Annotated in this window: 12 protein-coding genes; 8 read left to right on the plus strand and 4 right to left on the minus strand. The window is 70.5% G+C overall.

Going from position 1 to position 18,402, the window contains the following annotated elements; all coding sequences use genetic code 11:
* Both UK23_RS42945 and UK23_RS42950 read left to right on the plus strand, forming a co-directional pair.
* On the plus strand, window positions 1-3,734 hold a 3,734-nt coding region (locus UK23_RS42945), incomplete at its 5' end, for a non-ribosomal peptide synthetase (protein WP_045317583.1).
* Between the two features lie 28 nt (window positions 3,735-3,762).
* Window positions 3,763-4,851, plus strand: a complete 1,089-nt coding sequence (locus tag UK23_RS42950) for a DUF1611 domain-containing protein (RefSeq protein ID WP_045317584.1) — start codon at window positions 3,763-3,765, stop codon at window positions 4,849-4,851.
* Window positions 4,852-4,911: 60 nt separating this feature from the next.
* On the opposite strand, the gene UK23_RS42955 is transcribed toward UK23_RS42950, so the two are convergent.
* Window positions 4,912-6,132 (minus strand): MFS transporter, encoded by a 1,221-nt coding sequence (locus UK23_RS42955; RefSeq protein WP_045317585.1) that lies wholly within the window; start codon window positions 6,130-6,132, stop codon window positions 4,912-4,914.
* Window positions 6,129-7,349: an ATP-grasp domain-containing protein gene (locus tag UK23_RS42960; protein WP_045317586.1), complete on the minus strand. Its 1,221-nt coding sequence runs from the start codon at window positions 7,347-7,349 to the stop codon at window positions 6,129-6,131. The genes UK23_RS42955 and UK23_RS42960 overlap by 4 nt, the downstream gene beginning before the upstream one ends.
* Before the next feature lie 96 nt (window positions 7,350-7,445).
* Here UK23_RS42960 and UK23_RS42965 point away from each other — a divergent pair, with 96 nt between their 5' ends.
* The 3 genes from UK23_RS42965 to UK23_RS42975 are packed head-to-tail and all read left to right on the plus strand — an operon-like array spanning window position 7,446 to window position 10,980.
* A complete protein-coding gene (locus tag UK23_RS42965) occupies window positions 7,446-8,330 on the plus strand; it encodes a GNAT family N-acetyltransferase (RefSeq protein ID WP_045317587.1) in 885 nt (294 codons plus the stop codon).
* A 60-nt stretch (window positions 8,331-8,390) separates the two neighbouring features.
* Window positions 8,391-9,662, plus strand: coding sequence for an ATP-grasp domain-containing protein (locus UK23_RS42970; protein WP_082115440.1), 1,272 nt, complete (start codon window positions 8,391-8,393; stop codon window positions 9,660-9,662).
* The gene (locus tag UK23_RS42975) at window positions 9,640-10,980 is read left to right on the plus strand and encodes an ATP-grasp domain-containing protein (protein ID WP_156213805.1); all 1,341 of its coding nucleotides are present in this window, start codon (window positions 9,640-9,642) and stop codon (window positions 10,978-10,980) included. Before UK23_RS42970 ends, UK23_RS42975 begins: the two co-directional genes overlap by 23 nt.
* Here UK23_RS42975 and UK23_RS42980 read toward each other — a convergent pair.
* Window positions 10,947-12,032 carry an alcohol dehydrogenase catalytic domain-containing protein gene (locus tag UK23_RS42980; protein WP_045317588.1) on the minus strand — a complete coding sequence of 362 codons (1,086 nt, stop codon included), beginning with the start codon at window positions 12,030-12,032 and terminating at the stop codon, window positions 10,947-10,949. The two genes, UK23_RS42975 and UK23_RS42980, sit on opposite strands and share 34 nt — an antisense overlap.
* Window positions 12,033-12,125: 93 nt before the next feature.
* Here UK23_RS42980 and UK23_RS42985 point away from each other — a divergent pair, with 93 nt between their 5' ends.
* From UK23_RS42985 to UK23_RS43000, 3 genes are all read left to right on the plus strand, one after another.
* A complete protein-coding gene (locus UK23_RS42985) occupies window positions 12,126-13,025 on the plus strand; it encodes a LysR family transcriptional regulator (RefSeq protein WP_045317589.1) in 900 nt (299 codons plus the stop codon).
* Window positions 13,026-13,784: 759 nt separating this feature from the next.
* Window positions 13,785-15,026 carry a PLP-dependent aminotransferase family protein gene (locus tag UK23_RS42995; protein WP_196778137.1) on the plus strand — a complete coding sequence of 414 codons (1,242 nt, stop codon included), beginning with the start codon at window positions 13,785-13,787 and terminating at the stop codon, window positions 15,024-15,026.
* A gap of 14 nt (window positions 15,027-15,040) precedes the next feature.
* A complete protein-coding gene (locus UK23_RS43000; RefSeq protein WP_156213806.1) occupies window positions 15,041-15,595 on the plus strand; it encodes a cupin domain-containing protein in 555 nt (184 codons plus the stop codon).
* A gap of 109 nt (window positions 15,596-15,704) precedes the next feature.
* Here UK23_RS43000 and UK23_RS43005 read toward each other — a convergent pair whose 3' ends face one another.
* Window positions 15,705-17,963 (minus strand): NB-ARC domain-containing protein, encoded by a 2,259-nt coding sequence (locus UK23_RS43005; protein WP_196778138.1) that lies wholly within the window; start codon window positions 17,961-17,963, stop codon window positions 15,705-15,707.
* Window positions 17,964-18,402: the final 439 nt, after the last annotated feature.

The raw sequence follows: 18,402 nt of genomic DNA on the forward strand, positions 1-18,402 counted from the left end.
CCGTGGCGGTGCGCCGCGACGCGGATCTCCTGCACTGGCGGGAAGTGCTGAACGGAGCACCGCTGCTGCAGCTGCCGACCGACCGGCCACGACCGGCGGTGAGGTCGGGCGACGGCGCGAGCGTCACCCGTGAGTTCGGCGCTGACCTGGCCGAACGGCTGCGGGTGTTCGCGGGCACGCGGCGGGGCACGGTGTTCACCACCGTGCTCGGCGCGCTCGGTGCGGTGCTGTCGCGGTTCAGCGGCCAGGACGACTTCACCGTCGGCACCGCGGTGTCGAACCGCCCACCGGACGCGCGGGACGTCGTCGGCATGTTCCTCGACACCGTGCCTCTGCGGCTCGACCTGGCGGGCGACCCGTCGTTCGCCGAGCTGACGCATCGGATCCGCGACCTCAGCACCGAGGCGCTCGACCACCGCGACGTCCAGTTCGACGAACTCGTCGCCGCGGTCAACCCGGAACGCGACCTCGGCAGGAACCCGCTGTTCGACGTGATGGTCGAGTTCGAACGCCAGGACGACATCGAGTTCGCCCCACCCGAGCTCACCGCGACGCTGCGGGACGTGCCCAGCGATCGCGCGCCCTTCGACCTCACCTACTACTTCACCCAGCACCGCGATGGACTGCGGTGCGTCGTCGAGTACGACACGGCGTTGTTCGACGAGGCCACCGTTTCGCGGCTGCTCGACTACGTCGGACACGTGCTGGACCGTGCGCTCACCGCACCTGACGCGCCGCTGTCGGAGCTGGTCACCCTCACGCGGGCCGATCGCGCCCTGCTCACCGCGGACAGCGGTGAACAGGCCGGGCGACCGGAGGCGTGCCTGCACGAACTGGTGGAACAGCAGGCACTTCGCACCCCGGACACCGTCGCGCTGATGGGACGGCACGGCGGGACGACCTACCGGGAACTGGTCGAGCGCGCGGCGGGACTGGCCGCCGCGCTGCGAGATCGTGGTGCCGGCCCCGGCGCGGTCGTCGGCGTTCTGCTCCCGCGCGGTGCCTACCTGATCGTCGCGGTGCTCGCCGTGCTGCGCTCGGGTGCCGCGTACCTGCCGCTCGACCCGGAACTGCCCGCGGCGCGGCTGCGGTATCTGGCCGGTGACAGCGCCGCCGCGCTCGTGATCACCTCCAGGTCCACAGTGGACAAGGCGGTGGACCTCCCCGTCCAGTACGTGGAGGACGCCGTGCCCGCACCGCACGAACCGGTGCCCGGCGATCCGGACGGTCCCGCCTACGTCATCTACACCTCCGGCTCGACCGGACGGCCGAAGGGCGTCGTCGTCCCGCACCGCGGACCGGTGAACCTGGTGCGGTGGCACCTGCGTCACCACGAGCCGTTGCGCACGGCCCAGTGGACCTCGCTGTCGTTCGACGTGAGCGTGCAGGAGATCTTCACGACGCTCGCCGCGGGCGCGACCCTCGTGCTGGTCGACGCCGGCGAACGGCACGACCTGGCGGACCTGGTGGTGCGGTACGGCGTGCAGCGGCTGTTCCTGCCGTTCAGCCCGCTGCGCCACCTGCTCGACCAGCGGCCGTCCCTGTCGTCGCTGCGTGAGGTGTTCTCCGCCGGAGAGGCCATGGTGATCACGCCGTCCGTGCGCTGGTTCCTCTCAGGCCACCCGCTCTGCGCGCTGTACAACCAGTACGGCCCCACCGAGACGTCGATCATCGTGACGTCGCACCGCGTCGACCCGGTGCTCGGCTCCCGGCCGCCCATCGGCAGGCCCATCACGGGGGCACGGGTGGAGGTCGTCGACGCGGCGGGCAGGGCGGTGCCGGTCGGCGCGGTGGGGGAGATCCGCGTCAGCGGGCTGCCGGTGGCCACCGGGTACGTCGGCCTGCCGCCGTTCGGCGACGACTACCGGACCGGTGATCTCGGCAGGGTCCGCCCGGACGGCGAGATCGAGTTCCTGGGCAGGCGCGACGACCAGGTGAAGATCAGGGGTCACCGCGTCGAACCCGGCGAGGTCACCGCAGCGCTGTCCGAAGTGGACGGTGTGGCCGCGGCGGCCGTGATCGCCAGGCCGGATCGCGACGGTGCGGCCGAACTCGTCGCCTACGTCGTGCCGGCACACGACGCCGTGGACGTGACGCAGCTGCGGGACCGCCTCGCTGAGACGTTGCCCGGCCACCTGGTACCCCGGTCATGGGTGACGCTGGACCGCTTGCCGCACCAGGTGAACGGCAAGCTGGACCGCACCGCGCTGCCGGAACCGGCCCCGCCGGCGCCCACTGCCTGCGACGAGATGCCGGTGACGGACGCCGAGCTGTCGGTGCACGAAATCTGGTGCGCCGAACTGGGTTTGCCGCGCATCGGCGTCACCCGGTCGTTCTTCGCGGCGGGCGGCCACTCGCTGAACGCGGTCAAAGTCGTGCACCGGATCGCGGTGGCACACGACACCCGGATGACGGTGGCCGAGTTCTTCGCGGCGCCCACGATCCGCGCGGTCGCCGCGAGGCTGGAGACCACCGCCACGTCGCCGGTCACCTCGGTGGTGAGCAGGCTGTGGCACAAGCAGCAGCGGCTCGTCGAGCCGTCCGTCCACCACATCGCGCACCGGGTCGACGTGGAGGGCGATCTCGACGTGCCCGTGCTGCGGCGGGCGTTGGCGGAACTGGTGCGCCGGCACGAGGCGTTGCGGACACGGTTCCTGTGCCGCGACGGTGAGCTGGTCGCCGAGGTGCTGCCCGCGTTCCCCGTCGACCTGGTGCCCGAACGCGTGACCGACGCCGGCGCGTGGTGCTCGGACTGGGTGGCCGCGCCGTTCGCGCTCGACCGGAGTCCGCTGTTCCGGATCGGCCTGGCCGAGACCGGCCCCGGCAGGCACGTGCTGGTCACCGTGTTCCACCACGCGATCTGCGACGCGTGGTCGTTGACCGTGCTCTGGCGGGACCTGGCGGAGCTGTACGCGGGACGCGACCTGCCGCGGCAGGTCGCGCAGTACGCCGACCGCGCGCGATGGGAGCGGGAGGTGCTCGGCGGAGGCGACCGTGCACGGCTGGAACTGTTCTGGCGCACCGAGTTGCGCGGAGCGTCGCTGACCGCGTCGCTGCCGGCGGACCGGCTCCGGCCAGCCCGGCTGTCCGGCAGGGGAGGCCTGCACCGCGCGGAAGCGGGGCTGGGCGCGGTGCGGGCGGCGGCGAGCGGACTCGGGGTCACGCCGAACGCCGTGCTGGTGGCGGGGCTCGGGGTCTGGCTCTCGCTGCGCACCGGGCGCACCGACGTCGTGGTGCCGCTGTCGAGCGCGAACCGGGTGGAGCCAGGACACGAGGACGTCGTGGGGCTGCTGGGCGACGTGCTGCCGCTGCGCCTGCGACTGTCCGAAGTGGACGACTTCGCCGGGCTCGTCGTGGCGGCCTCCTCCGCGCTGGCCCGCTCGCTCGACCACGCCGCACTGCCGTTGACCGAGATCGTCCGAGCGGTGGGTGCGAAGGAGCCGCCGGACCTGCTGTGCACGGTGGTCACCACGCCACCGGCGCGGGTGTCGCTGCCCGGCTTGCGCACGACGACACGTCCGGTGCTGCGGCCTGGAGCCGCGAGGACCGAGCTGTACGTGGTGCTGGTACCGGGTGAGGAGACGGTGGAGGTGCTCGTCGAGTACTCGGCCGACCTGTTCGACGAAGGCACTGTTGCCGCGTGGACAGCGGAGCTGGTCGATGTGTTGACCTGGTTTGCCAACGATCCGCACCAACCGTTGTCGAGTTTGGCAAACTCTGGCAAACTCGGGTGAGTTTCCAGCCATTACCAGGGGGATCGCGATGGAGCATCTGAAAAGGCTTGCCGTCCTGGCAGACGGCGAGATGGCACCGCACCCGTCGAAAACACTGGCCGGCGTGCTGCGCTACCGGTCGGACCGCGTCGTGGTCGCGGTCGACCGGCAACACGACGGGCGGGACACCGGTGACGTGCTGGGCCTCGGCCACGGCACCCCGATCGTCCGCGACGTCGCCGCCGCACTGGAGCACGGGCCGGACGGGGTGCTGCTCGCCACCGAACCGACCGGCGGCGTGCTGCACCCGTACTGGCGCGACCAGATCCTGCAGGCGGCGGAGGCGGGCCTCGACGTCGTCAACGGTCTGCACACCCTGATCTCCGGCGACGAACGCATCGTGGCCGCCGCGCAGCGGTCGGGAGCGAGGATCTGGGATCTGCGCACCCCGCCGGTCGAGCGGTACCGGACGCCTCTCGACGCGGACGGCAAGCCGATCGTCCGCGTTCGCGAGCACCGTCCGGGCACGAGGACCGTTCTCGCGGTCGGCACGGACTGCGGCATCGGCAAGATGACCACGATGCTCGAGATCGAGCGGGAGAGCGCGGCCCGCGGGCTCGGTCCCGCGTTCGTGGCGACGGGCCAGATCGCGATGATGATCACCGGTCGCGGTGTGCCGGTCGACGCGATCATGAGCGACTTCGTCAACAGCGTGGTCGAGGACGAGGTGTGCGACGCGGTGCGGGAGCACGACCTGGTGCTCGTCGAGGGGCAGGGTGCGTTGAACCACCCGCGCTTCTCCGCGGTGACGCTCGGACTGCTGCACGGCACCCGGCCGGATTCGATGATCCTCTGCCACGACCTGCGCCGCCCGGCGATCAAGCTGATGCCGGACTGGCCGCTGCCGCCGTTGAAGCGGGCCATCGAGATCAACGAGGAGGCCGCCCGGTGGCTGTGGCCGGACGGACCGGCGCGGGTCGTCGGTGTCTCCGTCATCACCGGTGCGGTGCCGGACGAGCAGGCCCGCGCCGAGCTGGCCCGGATCACCGAGGAGACCGGCCTGCCCGCGACCGACGTGCTGCGCTACGGGCCGGGCCCGCTGGTCGACGCGATCATGGCCGGGCCCGTCGCGAGCTGACCCGGTCCGCGATGGCACCGCGGCTCGTTCGATCGCCGAGCGGGCCGCGGTGCGGCGTGGTCAGCCGGCGCGTCGTGAACCCCAGGCCAGCAGCGTCGTGACGACGAGGACGAAGGCAGCGAGTGCCAGCCAGTACACGTGGTGCGCGCCCGCGTAGTACATCGTGAGGAACACGCTGCCGCCCGCGAGCGAACCGAGTGCCTCGCCCGCGGTCCAGCAGACCTGGCGCAGGTTGAACGCCTCGAACTTCGACTCGATGGCGAGCCCGGCGAACGCGGTGCTCTGCATCGGTGTGAACACCATCTCGGCCAGCGCGAAGATCGACACCGCGATCGCGGTACCCCACCACGCCGGCACGTCCAGGCCGAGCGTGAACAGCGCCAGCGTGAAGATGAAGGAACCCCGCACCAGCACGGTGAACGGCGTCGCCCCGCGCCGCATGATCCTCGTGACCACCGCGGTGACCGGACCCTGGAACACCGCGATCGCCAGCGCCGGCCCGGCGATCAACGCGCCGCGCAGGAACTTCGAGTCCGCGAACTCCTGCGCGACCAGCAGTGCGATCGCCGAGTAGAAGTGCCCGTACACGAACGCCCCGGTCGCGCCGATGACCACCAGCCTGCGGGTGGCCGGATCGGTCACCGTCCAGCGCAGCACCTCGCCGCTGATGGGCCACGCGGCGGCCGCGGGCGCGGGGCGCAGGCCGCCTGGCACACCGGCGAACACCGCGAGGCCGGCCAGCAGATAGCACGCGGCGACCACGGCCAGCAGCAGCTTCGCGTCGACGACGATGAGGAAGCCGCCGATGAACGGGCCGAGCGCGGCGGCCAGGTTCACCGCGATCTGCAGCATCGAGTACATCCGGTTGCGGCCGATGTCGCTGCGCAGCTCCTCGGCGATCAGCACCCTGGACATGAGGTAGTGGACGCTGACCCCGAGCCCGGCGATCACGAGCAGCGCGACTTTCGCCAGTGGCGAGCCGACGTGCGGCAGCGACCCGAACGCGACGGCGCTGAGCACCATGCTGCCCGCCATGCCGCGCAGGTAGGTGAGCCTCGTGAGCCACCGGTTGAGCAACAGCGCCGACAGCCCGGCCGACGCGGAGTAGGCGAACAGGCCGATGCCGACGAACGCGGTGCTGGACCCCGTCGCGAGCAGCACGCCGAGTACGGGCAGCACCGAGTACAGGCCGAGGCAGCCGAGTCCCTGGTCCACCGCGAGCGACCAGCGCAGGCGCGCACCGAGCTCCTCGGCGGCGGGGGCGGGGGAGAGAGGCGTCACGACGCCTCCACCTCGAACCGCACAGCGGCCATGAGGTCGTCCGCGCGTTCGCGGGCCTGCTCGACGGTGTCGCCGCCGATGACGAGCAGGCCGCACCGATCGCCCGACGCGTGGACGGGCGGAATGACCTCACCTGGCCGCACGGTCAGTTCCGCGTGCAGCACCTTCGGGTGTGCGACGACCTCTTCCCAGCCCTCGACCTCGCGCAACCGGCCTGGTGGCGGCGTGAAGTAGCGGGAGGTGGCCGCCCGTGACGGTGCGGGCGGTGGGGTCGCGCCGCCGGTCAGCTGGTCGTCGTAGACCAGGCCGAACATCTCCGCCTCCGGTACCGCGTGGCCGAGCAGGCGGTGGATCCAGTCGCCGCCGGGCCGCGGGTGCACCTCGCCCAGTACGACACCGTGCGCGGTGACCCAGAACTCGACGTGGAAAACACCGTGGGACAGACCGAGTGCCGCCGCCGCGCGCCGCACCTGACCGGACACCTCGCCGGCTACCGGCGCGGGCAGTTCCGCGGGGAGGGTGTGGGCGACCTCGACGAAGCCCGCCGTCTCCTTGGCGGTCAGCGCCAGCACGTGCGGCACACCGCGGAGGAACACCCCTTCCGCGCTGTACTCCTGACCGGAGACGAACTCCTCGACGAGGAACTCCGGCGGTGATGCGGCGACCGCGGCACGCAGCGAAGCCTCGTCGCGGGCCAGGTGCACGCCCTCGCTGCCCTGACCACCGCGGGGCTTCACCACCCACGGACCGGCCACCTCGCCGGCGAACGCCACCGCGTCGGCGAGGCTCGCGCAGAGCCGCACCGCCGGCTGTGGCAGCCCGGCCGCCGCGAGGACCTGCCTGCACTCGTCCTTGCGCTGACTGCGCCGCACCGCGGCAGGGGAGTTGCCCGGTGTGCCGAGCGCCTCGCTGACGGCCGCCACCGAGGGCAGCACCGCGTCGCGGAGTCCGAGCACGACGTCGAACCCTTCCCCGGCGGCTGTCCGTTCCCGTGCCCAGCGCACGCACGCGGCCGGGTCGTCGGGATCCACGACGGCGGTCGCCGATGCGGCCGCCGTGACCGCGGGTGCCGATGCCAGCAGGCCGGCACTGGTGATCACGTACGTCCGCAGCCCTCTGGCGTGGGCCTGGGCCAGTGCGTCCGCGACGATGTCGCGGCTCGAGGAGACCGGTCCCGCACCCCCGATCAGCAGCACGGACTTCGGCACGCCGGCCATCGCTCCCCCTGGTTGTCGCGGACAGCTCGTCTGCCACGTTGCCACAGTTTGACAACATGAGGCAAACGCGGTGCACCTTCGGTAAGGTCCGTCGGCATGGAGTCAGTGCAGGTGAGGCTCATGCGCGAGGACGATCTCGCCGGGGCGGAACGCGCGTCGGCCGTGACGTTCCACGAGGGCGACCGGCTCACCCGGCGGGTGAACGAGCCGGAGCCGCAGCCCAGGTCCGAAACGGCGTCCGCGCAGTGGATCGAGCGGATGCGCTACCTGCTCACCACTGATCCAGGCGGGTGCTGGGTCGCGACGGACGGCGAGGAGGTCGTCGGGTTCGCGATCTCGCAGAACCGCGAGCGGTTCTGGTACCTCGCCACCTACGGCGTGCTGCCGGACAGACAGGGTGGTGGCATCGGCAGGCGGCTGATGGATGCCGTGCTCGCCCACGCCGACGGCAGGCAGGGCATGTTCTCCTCCACCGTGCATCCCGGCGCGACGCGGCGCTACCGGCTGGCGGGCTTCACGTTGTACCCGCAGCTGCGCATGGTCGGCGAGGTCGACCGCTCGACGTTGCCCTCGATCACCGGGCTGCGCGACGGCGACGCGGCCGACTTCGGCTGGATGGACGAGCTGGACCGCTCCCTGCGCGGCGCCGGCCACGGGCCCGACCACGGCTACCTGGTGAAGAACATGCGACTCGTGGTCGCGCGGCGGCGGGACCGGTCGGCGCACGGGTACGTCTACGTCGACAGTCGCGGCCGGGCGGCGCTGCTCGCCGCGTCGAGCGAGGACATCGCGCAGGACCTGCTGTGGGAGGCACTCGCCTCCGCGCAGGGCGACACGCTGGTCAACTGCATCACCACCGCCAACCACTGGGCGGTCGACGTCGGGCTCGCCGCAAAGCTCGACATCGGGCAGGAGGGGTACCTCGCGGTGCGTGGCATGGGTGAGCCCGCGCCCTACCTCGCCAGCGGTCATTTCCTCTGACCGGATCTGCGCGGTGCCACGCATTGCCTCGATTAGGCAACGTCTGGCAATATCGGTGCGGTGGAACAACGGGTGCTCGTCATCGGCGACCTCAAGTCCACCGCCGCCGCTGCGGCGGCGCTGGGTGCTGAGGTGTGGTGGGTGGTCCGGCACGGTGACGTCCCGGCGGAACGACCCGCCGCGGTGGACGTGACGCTGGTGCTGGACTACACCACCGACTCCTTCCTGGACCTGGTCGCGGACCTGCACCGGGTGCGGCCGTTCGACGCGATCGTGGCGACCCTCGAGAACGCGTTGCTGCCCGCGGCGGCGCTGACCGACCGGCTGGGCCTGCGCGGTCCTTCGCGGGAAGCGGTCCGCGTGCTCACCGACAAGTGGTCGACGCGGAAGCGGCTGCGCGAACGCGGGGTGAGCCCGGTGGCCGCGGCACTCGGCAGGTCGGCGGACGACCTGCGGGCGTTCGCGGCGGCGCACGGGTTCCCGTTCATCGCCAAGCCGGTCGCGGCCACCGGCAGCTACGGGGTCGCGCTGGTCGACGGCCCCGAGTGCGTCGACGCGGTGGCGAGGCGGTTCGCCGAGGTCGGCACGGCGACCTTCCTGCTGGAGGAGTTCCTCGACGGCCACGAGATCAGCGTCGAGTCGTTCTCCTTCGACGGTGAGCACGTGGTGCTGGCGCTCACGGACAAGCTCGTGGGCGACGGGTTCGTGGAGGCCGGGCACACCGTTCCCGCCGTCCTCGACGACGCCGTCGCGCAGGAGGTCGTCGCACTGGTCACCGAGTTCCTCGACGCGGTGGGGCTGCGGCACGGTCCGTCCCACGTCGAGGTCAAGCTGACGTCACGTGGTCCGCGGGTGGTCGAGGGGCACGCGCGGCGTGGCGGCGACCGGATCAACGACCTCGTCCGGCTCGTGTACGGCATCGACATGGAGGAGATGACGGTGGCCTGGGCGCTGGGCCGCAGGGGACCGCTGACCGCCCGGCCACGGGCGCGGCGCGGCGCGGCCATCCGGTTCGCGACAGCCGGGCAGGGCGAGGTCGTCGCAGTGGACGGTCTGGCGCAGGTGCGGTCGGACCCGCAGGTCGTGGAGTCGGGCGTGACCTACGCGGTCGGGCAGCACATCGGCAGGACGCGGTGGTCGCTCGACCGGCCGGGGTTCGTCATCGCAGTCGGTGCCACGGCGGAGGAGGCGGCGCACCGGGCGGAGGTCGGCGCGGCCCGCATCGTCTACACGGTCGTGCACGGCCAGGACGACGGGGAGCTGGCCGCGGAACGCGTGCTGAACCGCGAACTCGACCTCGCGAGGCACGTTGGCTACGAAGGCGCTGGTTGACGTGCGGGGCACGGCGATCGCCGTCGTCGACGGCAACGCGATGACCGCGCACCTCGAGGTCGCGCTGCGCGGGCACGGCATTCGCTGCGTCGGCCTGCACAGTGCTCCCCGGCTGTCCGGCCGCTGGGCCGACCCGACCGCGTACTCGGCGGAACTGGGACATCAGCGCACCCTCGACGCCGCTGTGGCGGCTCTGGCCGAGCTGCGGGTCGGCCGCGTGCTGGCCGGTGGTGACTCCGGCGTCGCGCTCGCCGACGTGCTGAACGACCGTCTCGGCCTGCCGGGCAACGACCCCGCCCGCACCGCGGCTCGCCGAGACAAGGCGGCGATGGCGGCCCAGCTGCACGCGGCGGGACTGGCCGCGCCCGCCACCGCCCAGGTCGGGTCTCCTGACGAGGCTGCGGACTGGTACTCGGCCTGCGGCCACCCCCGCGTGGTGGTGAAACCCGTGGCCAGCAGCGGCACCGACCACGTGCGGGTGTGCGCGAACGCCGGCGATGTGCGCGAGGCGGTCGAGCAGGTGCTGGGTGCCGAGAACTTCTTCGGTGAGGCCAACTCGGCAGCGCTCGTGCAGGAGTTCCTCTCCGGCGACGAGTTCATGGTCAACACGGTCGCCGTCGACGGCGTGCACAAGGTGTCCGACGTCTGGAGCTCGAGGAAGACCGCCGGCCCCGGCGGCGTCCCGCTCTACGACTACCAGCAACCGGTCCCGCGTGCCGGCGCGGATGTCGTCGTGGACTACGTCAAGGACGCGGTGGCCGCGTTGGGCGTCGTGACCGGCGCGGCGCACAGCGAGGTGATGCTGACTGCCCGCGGTCCGGTTCTCATCGAGACCGCGCCACGCCTGATGGGAGGCTTCCAGCCGGCCGAGGTGGAGCGCTGCTGCGGCACCTCGCACGTGGAACTCCTGGCCCGTTCCCTGGTGGACCCGGCGGCGTTCGACGCGTTCGAGGAGCGAGACGTGCGCTGGCGGCAGCAGCTGCGCAACGTGTGGCTGATCAACCCCAGGGCGGGAGTGTGCCGGTCCCGTTGGCCGGAGGCATTCGCCGCTCTGCCCGCGCATCGGGGTGTCACCGCGCGGTTCGGCCCAGGCGACCCGGCCCCGAGGACGGTGGACGCGAGGTCGTCGCCGGGCTACGTGTGGCTGGCGGCGCGGACGGAAGCCGAGCTGGACCGCGACCTGGCGGCTGTGCGGGCGTTGGAGGCGGGTGACCTCTACGTGACGGGCCGGGCGCCGGACGAGGGTGAGGCGGCTTCGGCCGACCGCGGCCAGCACCAGCGTGCTCAGGCCCTTGGCGTGAGGACGGTGCGCTCGTAGGGGCCGCTGTGTTCGGCTGCGCAGGTGACTGCGTCGTTGACCTGATCGAGGTTGAAACGGGTGACGCCTTCGGAGGTGAGGTCCAGGGCGCCCGTCGCGATGAGTCGGATCATGCCGATGTTCGCCGTGCGCGGGTACATCCACTGGCCGCGCACGGTCACCGAGTTGCGCATGATCCAGGGGTAGGGCAGGGCGAAATCCGCGCCGCCGAGCATGCCGACGCCGCCCATCAGCACGACCCGCCCGTACTCGCGCACGGTCATGGCTGCCGCACGTGCCGCCGAACTGGGTGCCTGGGGCGGCAGGAGGTCGAGCACGATGTCGATCGGGCCGTTGGCGGCCGCGGCCATCGCCGCCCGGTCGGTGTTCTCGTTTCCGCTGAGTTCGACCGGGCTCACCCGTGGGCCGAACCGCTCGGCGAGCAGGTCGAGGGCGGCCCGGTTGCGTCCCGGGGCCACTACGAGCCCTGCGCCCATGGCGAGCGCGACGGCCACCGCGCTGCTGCCGAGGTTGCCGGTCGCGCCACTGATCAGCAGCGTCTCTCCGGCCGCGAGCCGGCCGGCCAGCAGGCCACCGTAGGGAATGGTGTGCACAGCGAGTGCGGACCAGCGTGCGGGGTCGGCTGCTGCGGCGGCGGGCAGGGGGTACACGTTCTCGGTAGGCACCCGCATGAGTTCGGCGAACGGTCCGTCGTGCAGGTATCGGGCCAGCCGTGCGCCGCCCTCGCCCCGGGAACTCCAGCCCTGCAGCGTGATGTCGGGCGTCAGGGCATCGTCGCGGGCGCGGACCGTCGAGTCGCACCATACCAGGTCCCCCACCGCCAGTTTGGTCGCGTCCGGTCCCACCCGCAGGACTCGGCCGATACCGCCGGCACCAGGCACGACCGGTGGTTCCAGCGGGTAACGCCGTTCGCCGCTGAACACCTCGGCCGCGTACGGGGGCACACAGGTCGCCAGGACCTCGACCAGCACCTCGCCGCTGCCGGCTTCCGGGTCGGGTACGTCGTGCACGGTGAGGGGGGAGCCGAACGCGGTGAGTGTCGCTGCACGCATGGGAAAGCCCTTCTGTCTCGTCCCACGCCACGCTAGGCAGGACAGGGGCATGCGGGAAGCGATGATCCAGCATCTCTGGTATGCGTAGTCCGCATGGACGTGTCGAGCACGAGCCTTCGTGTGCTTTGTCAGATAGCCGAGTCCGGCAGCTTCACCGCGGCCGCCGCGCAGCTGGGCTACACGCAGTCCGCGGTCTCGCGCCAAGCGGTCGCCCTCGAACGCAGCGCCGGCGCCACCCTGTTCGAGCGGCGGACCGACGGCGTACGGCTCACCCGGCCCGGACTGACGCTGCTGCGCCACGCCCGCACGATCCTGGAGTCGGTCGACGCAGCCGAACGCGACCTGACCGGTGGGACTCCACGCACGGAACTGGTGCGCCTCGGCTACGTCCCCAGTGCCGGACCGGTCCTCCTTCCCGCCGTGCTCGCCCGACTCGCCCGGACAGCGCCACGGGTCCGGGTCACCACCCGCGAAGGCACCACACCCAGCCTGGCCCGCGCGTTGCGCACGGGTTCGATCGACATCGCCGTACTCACCTCCCGGCCACCGCACCGGCCACCGGACGGCGAGTCACCACGCCTGCACGTCACCACCGCCCACGACACCGAACTCGTCGTGGCGGCACCGGCCACCGGCACGTTCGCGGGCCGCACATCCGTGCACGTCGACGAACTGGTCGACGCGCCCTGGATCGCCACGCACTCGTCGAGCGCGGAGCCCTTGCTCGGGGTCTGGCCGGGGCTGCCCGGTCGAGGCCGCATCGTCCACAGCGCACGCGACTGGCTGACGAAACTGCACCTGGTCGCCGGCGGTCTCGGCGTCACCACGATCCCGGAAAGCCTGTCGCCGATCGTCCCGCCGGGCGTGATCTCCCTGCAGGTCCAGGGCGCGCCACCCGAGATCCGCCGGGTCCTCGTGGCCCGGCTCCCCGGCACCGCCACACCAGCGATCACAGCGGTCACCCAGGCGATCACCTCAACGTTCCAATCGTGACGACGACCAGCATCCTGGCGGGCGTCGAAAGCCCAACTTCACGTCGGCATGAGCGGACGTGAGGTGAACCGGTCGGTTGGCGCGGGCGTTGACCGCGGTGATCTCCGCGGGCACCGGGGCTGACCGTGAGCGGGCCGGCGGACGCTCACCGTCGGTTCCCTCCCGGACGACGTGCCGGGCAGCAACGAGCGGGAGCGGCTCAACCTGTGGTACCTCGGTGACGCCGCTGCGGTTGACGCCGCGCTTCGAACCGATTGCCCGGCCATCGGACTCCGCCGTGTTGCTGTCGCCGGTCTGTCGGTTGCCGGGAGACATCTCGATGCTCGGAACTGCCTGTTCGAAAGGGTTGAGGCAGTTGCCCTCGAGGTCATTGCTGGCCGGAGTCACATTGATTGCCGACAGACGTCGGCCGTACCCTTCCGCATGCTCGTTCGTCAGTTGATGTGAGGCGATGCGAGCGAAACCTTCATGGCTGTTGCAGAGTTGTGACTTTATCTGTCGTGGAATCGTTTGGGTGCATCACGGGCGGCGTGGTCGATTTTGTGATCTCTGCCGCGCATCCGTTTTCCGTCTCCTTCGTAGCGAGTTTCTCCCGGGTGAGTGGCTTGCCGGCAAGGCATAAGTGGCTCGAATTCGGAAGGGAGGTTGGATGTCGTGACCAGCAGGGCCGTGGGTCAGGGTCTGTTCACGGTCGCTTTGAGCGACCTCCATGAAACGCAGAGCATGCCCTTTGCTGATGCGACCGCTCTTCGTCGGGTCGTGTCAGGAAAAGCGGATGATGTCATCTCGCTGGCTTCTGGCACGCCGTACGAGGGCGACTTCGATTTGAAGGCCGTGCAGGACTACCTGGAACTCTTCCACCAACACCTCGTGGTCAGCTACGGCGGTGATGAGCGCGGCGCGACCAGGACGATCCTCCAATACGGCCGTGTCAAAGGGGTGATCAACGACCTCGTCGCTCGGCACCTCGAAGTCGATGAACAGATCACCGCGGATGCGGACTCCATCGTCGTGACAGTGGGCGGCCAAGAGGCACTCTTCTTGACGATGCGGGCACTGCGCCGTACCGACCAGGATGCGGTTCTCGCTGTCCAGCCCACTTATTTCGGCTTCATCGGGGCCGCAGAGCTCGCTGATCTGAAAGTGCTGTCGGTGAAGGACAGCGCAGACGGGATCGACCTGGATGATCTGGAGAACGTAGTCGCCGAGGCTGTTGCGGCCGGCCTCCGGCCACGTGCCGTGTACGTCGTGCCGGACTTCGCGAACCCCACCGGTACGACGATGCCACTGCACACCAGACAGCGACTGCTCGAACTCGCCGGCGAACTCGGGTTGCTGATAGTGGAGGACAACGCGTACGGACTGCTGTCAACCGATCGAGATCACCCGCGCACGATCAAATCGATGGACAGGGCCAGGCACGTCGTCTATTGCGGTTCGTTCGCCAAGACCGGTGTTCCTGGCGCCAGGGTGGGTTACGTCGTGGCCGACCAACCGGTGACGGGCGGCGCCCCCGGCGAGACGTTGTCGGATGAGCTCGCTCGGATCAAGAACATGGTCACGCTGAACACCTCGCCGATCGCGCAAGCGGTCATCGGAGGAAAGCTCATCCACCACGGTTTCAGCCTGCGCACCGCAAATCTCGCCGTGGCCCGGCACTATCGCCGTAATCTCACCGTCGCACTGGACACCTTGGCCGAACTGTTTCCAGAGGGCTCCGTACCGGAGGTCACCTGGTCCGCGCCGCGGGGTGGGTTCTTCGTCGTGTTGAACGTCCCGTTCGAAACCGCCGATGAACTTTCCGAGGAGTGTGCCGCCGACCACGGCGTTCTGTGGGTGCCGATCCACCGGTTCCACGGCGACGGAAAACCGCGCCGCCAGCTGCGCATCTCGATCAGCTCGGTCACGCCTGAGGCGCTGCGCACCGGACTCATCAGATTGGCCGGCTTCATCTCGCAGCACGTCGAGAAGTCCGCACCGAGCGTTCCGTCAACCTGCTGACCGGGAGTTCCGCAATGACAGAATTGGACGAAGTCCGGCCATCGTCGACCGAGCGGTCGGTCAGTGCCACCTGGCAGATCAGCCTGGCGGGAAGCCAGCAGGGCGCGACGATCGAGGGCCCCCAGAAGCAGTTCTTCCGACCCGTTGCGACCGAGGGGTTGTGCGGAGCGTCGGACCTCTCCGCGTACAGCGTGGCTCTGACGCCCGATCGGCATGTGATCCCCCACTACCACGAGGACGATCGCATCGTCGTCATGCGCTCCGGAACAGCCGTGACCCTGCTCGCCGCACCGAATGGGACCTCGTGGGAGGTGGCACTGGTGTCAGGACCCGGAGACATGATCTTCATTCCCGCGTTCTGGCGGCATCAGGCGGTCTGCATGCACGACGTCGACGCCTTGGAGATCTCCGGAGATGCCCGATTCAACCACTCCGTGGTGCTCGCTCCCGAGTTCGAGCGTCCGGACCTCGAACAGGAGCTGCGAGACCGCTACTCGGCGGGACGTTTGGCCCGCGGAGCTCACCAGCTGACTGAGCTCGCACGGCCGCGCGAATCTCTGCGGAGGTGACGCGGCGGCGTGGTGGGAGCGACTTGGCCGAGGGCAAGGGACGCGGGGCTGAAATCCGCTGGTCCCAGGACTGAAGCGGTTGCCGATCGGCCTGGCCGGTGGTCGTGACCTACTCCGCGGGCACCAGAGCGAGCTCCGCCTCCACCGCCTTGCGGTCGTCGCGGTTGGCGGGGTCGTCGCAGAGGTCGAGCGCGAGCGTGAGGCAGTCGTGTGCGCGCTGGAACTCGCCCGCGTGGCGCCACGCCGTGCCTTCGCACACGAGCAGCTCCACCCGGCTGCGGTAGGTCGGCCGGGCCGTGCCGAACAGCCTGATGACCTCGTGGTACTGCTCGGCGGCCTCCTGCCAGCGGCCCAGGCCGGCGAGACAGTCGGCGATGTTCATCCGCACCAGCGTCATCGTCTTGGCGGCCACCTCCGGGTTCGTCTCGCCGATCCGTTCGCAGACCTCCGAGAGCAGCGGGGTGAGAACGGTGAGCGCCTCGCTGAAGCGGCCCGTCGCGAGTCGTATGCCGCCGCTCCCGATGTGCATCCAGAACCGGGTTTCGAAGAAGTCGTACGACTCCGACATCTCGGACGCGAGGTCGACGTGCCGCAGCGCCTCCTCGGGCTCTCCGAGGGACAGCAGCGGCCACCCCACCGCCGAGTGCACGATCATGGCACCGAAGTGGTGGTCGATCTCCTCGGCGAGGGCCAGCGCTCCCAGCAGGACGTCCCGCGCCCGTTCGCTCTCGCCCAGGCTCCAGTGGAAGGACGTTCCGTACTGGGCGAGCAGGTTGACCTCCGCCGTCCGATCCCCCAGCTCCCTCGCGGCGCGCACACCGCATCCGAACACGTCGGGCCAGGGGTACATCGGCTCACGCCCGTGCGCGTAGTTGTACAGCGCCCAGGTGCAGTCGACCACCTCGCGGTACCGGCGGGCCTCCGTCGCCCGGCTCACCACCGGGAGCCAGTTGGTGGACTCCTGCTCCAGCCACTCCTTCGCCTCGTCCTGGGAGCGGAACGGGCTGTCCTGCGGCATGCCGGTCATCTTGGCGAGGAACAGCTTCGAGGCGTCGGTGGTCTTGCGCAGCACATGCGTGAGGAGGTCGTCCTGCAGCCGTGCCCGGACGTCCTCCGGTTCCTCCGCCGCCAGGCGTTCCTGGGCGAACAACCGGACGAGGTCGTGGAACTGCAATCGCATCCGTGCGGCCGTCACGGTGAGCAGGGATGCTTCGACCAGTTCGTCCAGCTGTGCCTCGACCTCGTCCTGGGGGACGCCGGTGACGACCGCCGCGAGCTCCTCGCTGAAGTGGGCCCCGGGGACGAGGGCGAGCCTGCGGAACACCTCCTGCGCCGCGGGGCTGAGCCTGCGCAGCGAGACCTCGAAGGCAGGCCGGAGCCGCAGGTCGCCCGCCGCGAGCGAGTCGAGCCGGCGGCGTTCGTCGCGGAGCTGTCCCGCCAGGTAGGACAGCGACCAGTGCCGGCGGGTCGCCAGGCGGTTGCCGACGATCCGCACGGCCAGCGGCAGGTTGCCGCACAGCTCCACCACCTCCTTGGCGGCGGCGGCGTCGGCCTGCACGACGTCCTCGCCCACGATCGTGGTCAGGAGGTCGACGGCGCTCTGCTCGGGCAGCACGTCGAGCACCAGGCGCTGCGCCGGTTCCAGACCCCCGAGCGAGCGCCGGCACGTCACGATCGTGAAGCTGTGATCACCACCGGCCAGCAACGGCAGCACCTGGGCGTCGTCCGCGGCGTTGTCCAGCAGGACCAGGATGCGGCGGTCCCGCATCAAGGTGCGGAAGAGCGAACTCCGTTCAGCCTCTCCCGGCGGGATGCGGCGGGCGGGCACGCCGAGAGCGGTGAGCATCCGCTCCAGCGCGGGCGCCGCCGTGACGGGGTGATCGTCCACACCGCGGAGGTCGATCGCGAGGCAGCCGTCCGGGAACAGCACCTTCAGGCGGTCCGCGGCAGCCACGGCGAGTGAGGTCTTGCCGACACCCGGAGGTCCGATCACGACCGCGGTGCCCCCTGCTCGCGCGGCGCGGGCCAGCTGGTCGAGCTCGTCGTCCCTGCCGACCAGCGCGGGTACGGCAGGCAGGCCGTACAACATCGTCCTGGTGCCGGAGAGGCTGGACCTGCGCCTGCCCTCCCTGGCCAGCAGGAGGAACGATTCGCGTTCGTCACCGGTCAGTCCCAGCGCTGTCGCCAGCAGCTCGGTGGACTTCTCCTGAGCGGCTGCCGCCCGTCCGCGCTCCAGCTCGCGCAGCGCACGCACACTCAACCCGGAGGCAAGCGCCAGATCCCTCTGCGACAGCCCGGCCTCGGTCCGGTATCTCAGCAGAGTGTGGCCGAAGGACGGACCGGGTGGTTCCTCGCGCAGCTCCGTCACGCCGACCATTCAACCCGGCGGTCCGCGAGGTGCAAAGGGGCAGGGGGACATGCCCTTCTGCTTCGACATCGGGATCGAACGGCCGCACCGGTCCAGCGCGGGCTTGCGTCTGGCTGGTGATCAAGGTATGCGGCGGGGGAGGAGGTCGCAGCCCTTCGTGTTCGAGGTGTCGATGCCGGAGGTGGCGGTGTGGTGCCTCGTGTTGTCGCGGTCGTGCTCTTTCGGCCTGTGTTCTCCTCGGTCGCGGTCGGAAGACTGCTGCGCGGTACCGGGGCGTTCTGGCTGATCCATCCGGGCCCATCGTGCCAACACAACTTAGTAATAATACCTATAAGCAGTTATGTTGGCCCGGTGGGAGCGTCGGAGTGCGGGTCGACTTTTGGCGAGTTGTTGCTGTGGTATCGGCGTGACGCCGGGTTGAGCCAGCAGGGGCTGGCGG

Origin of the sequence: Lentzea aerocolonigenes (assembly GCF_000955955.1) — a bacterium.
Lineage (GTDB): Bacteria > Actinomycetota > Actinomycetes > Mycobacteriales > Pseudonocardiaceae > Lentzea > Lentzea aerocolonigenes_A.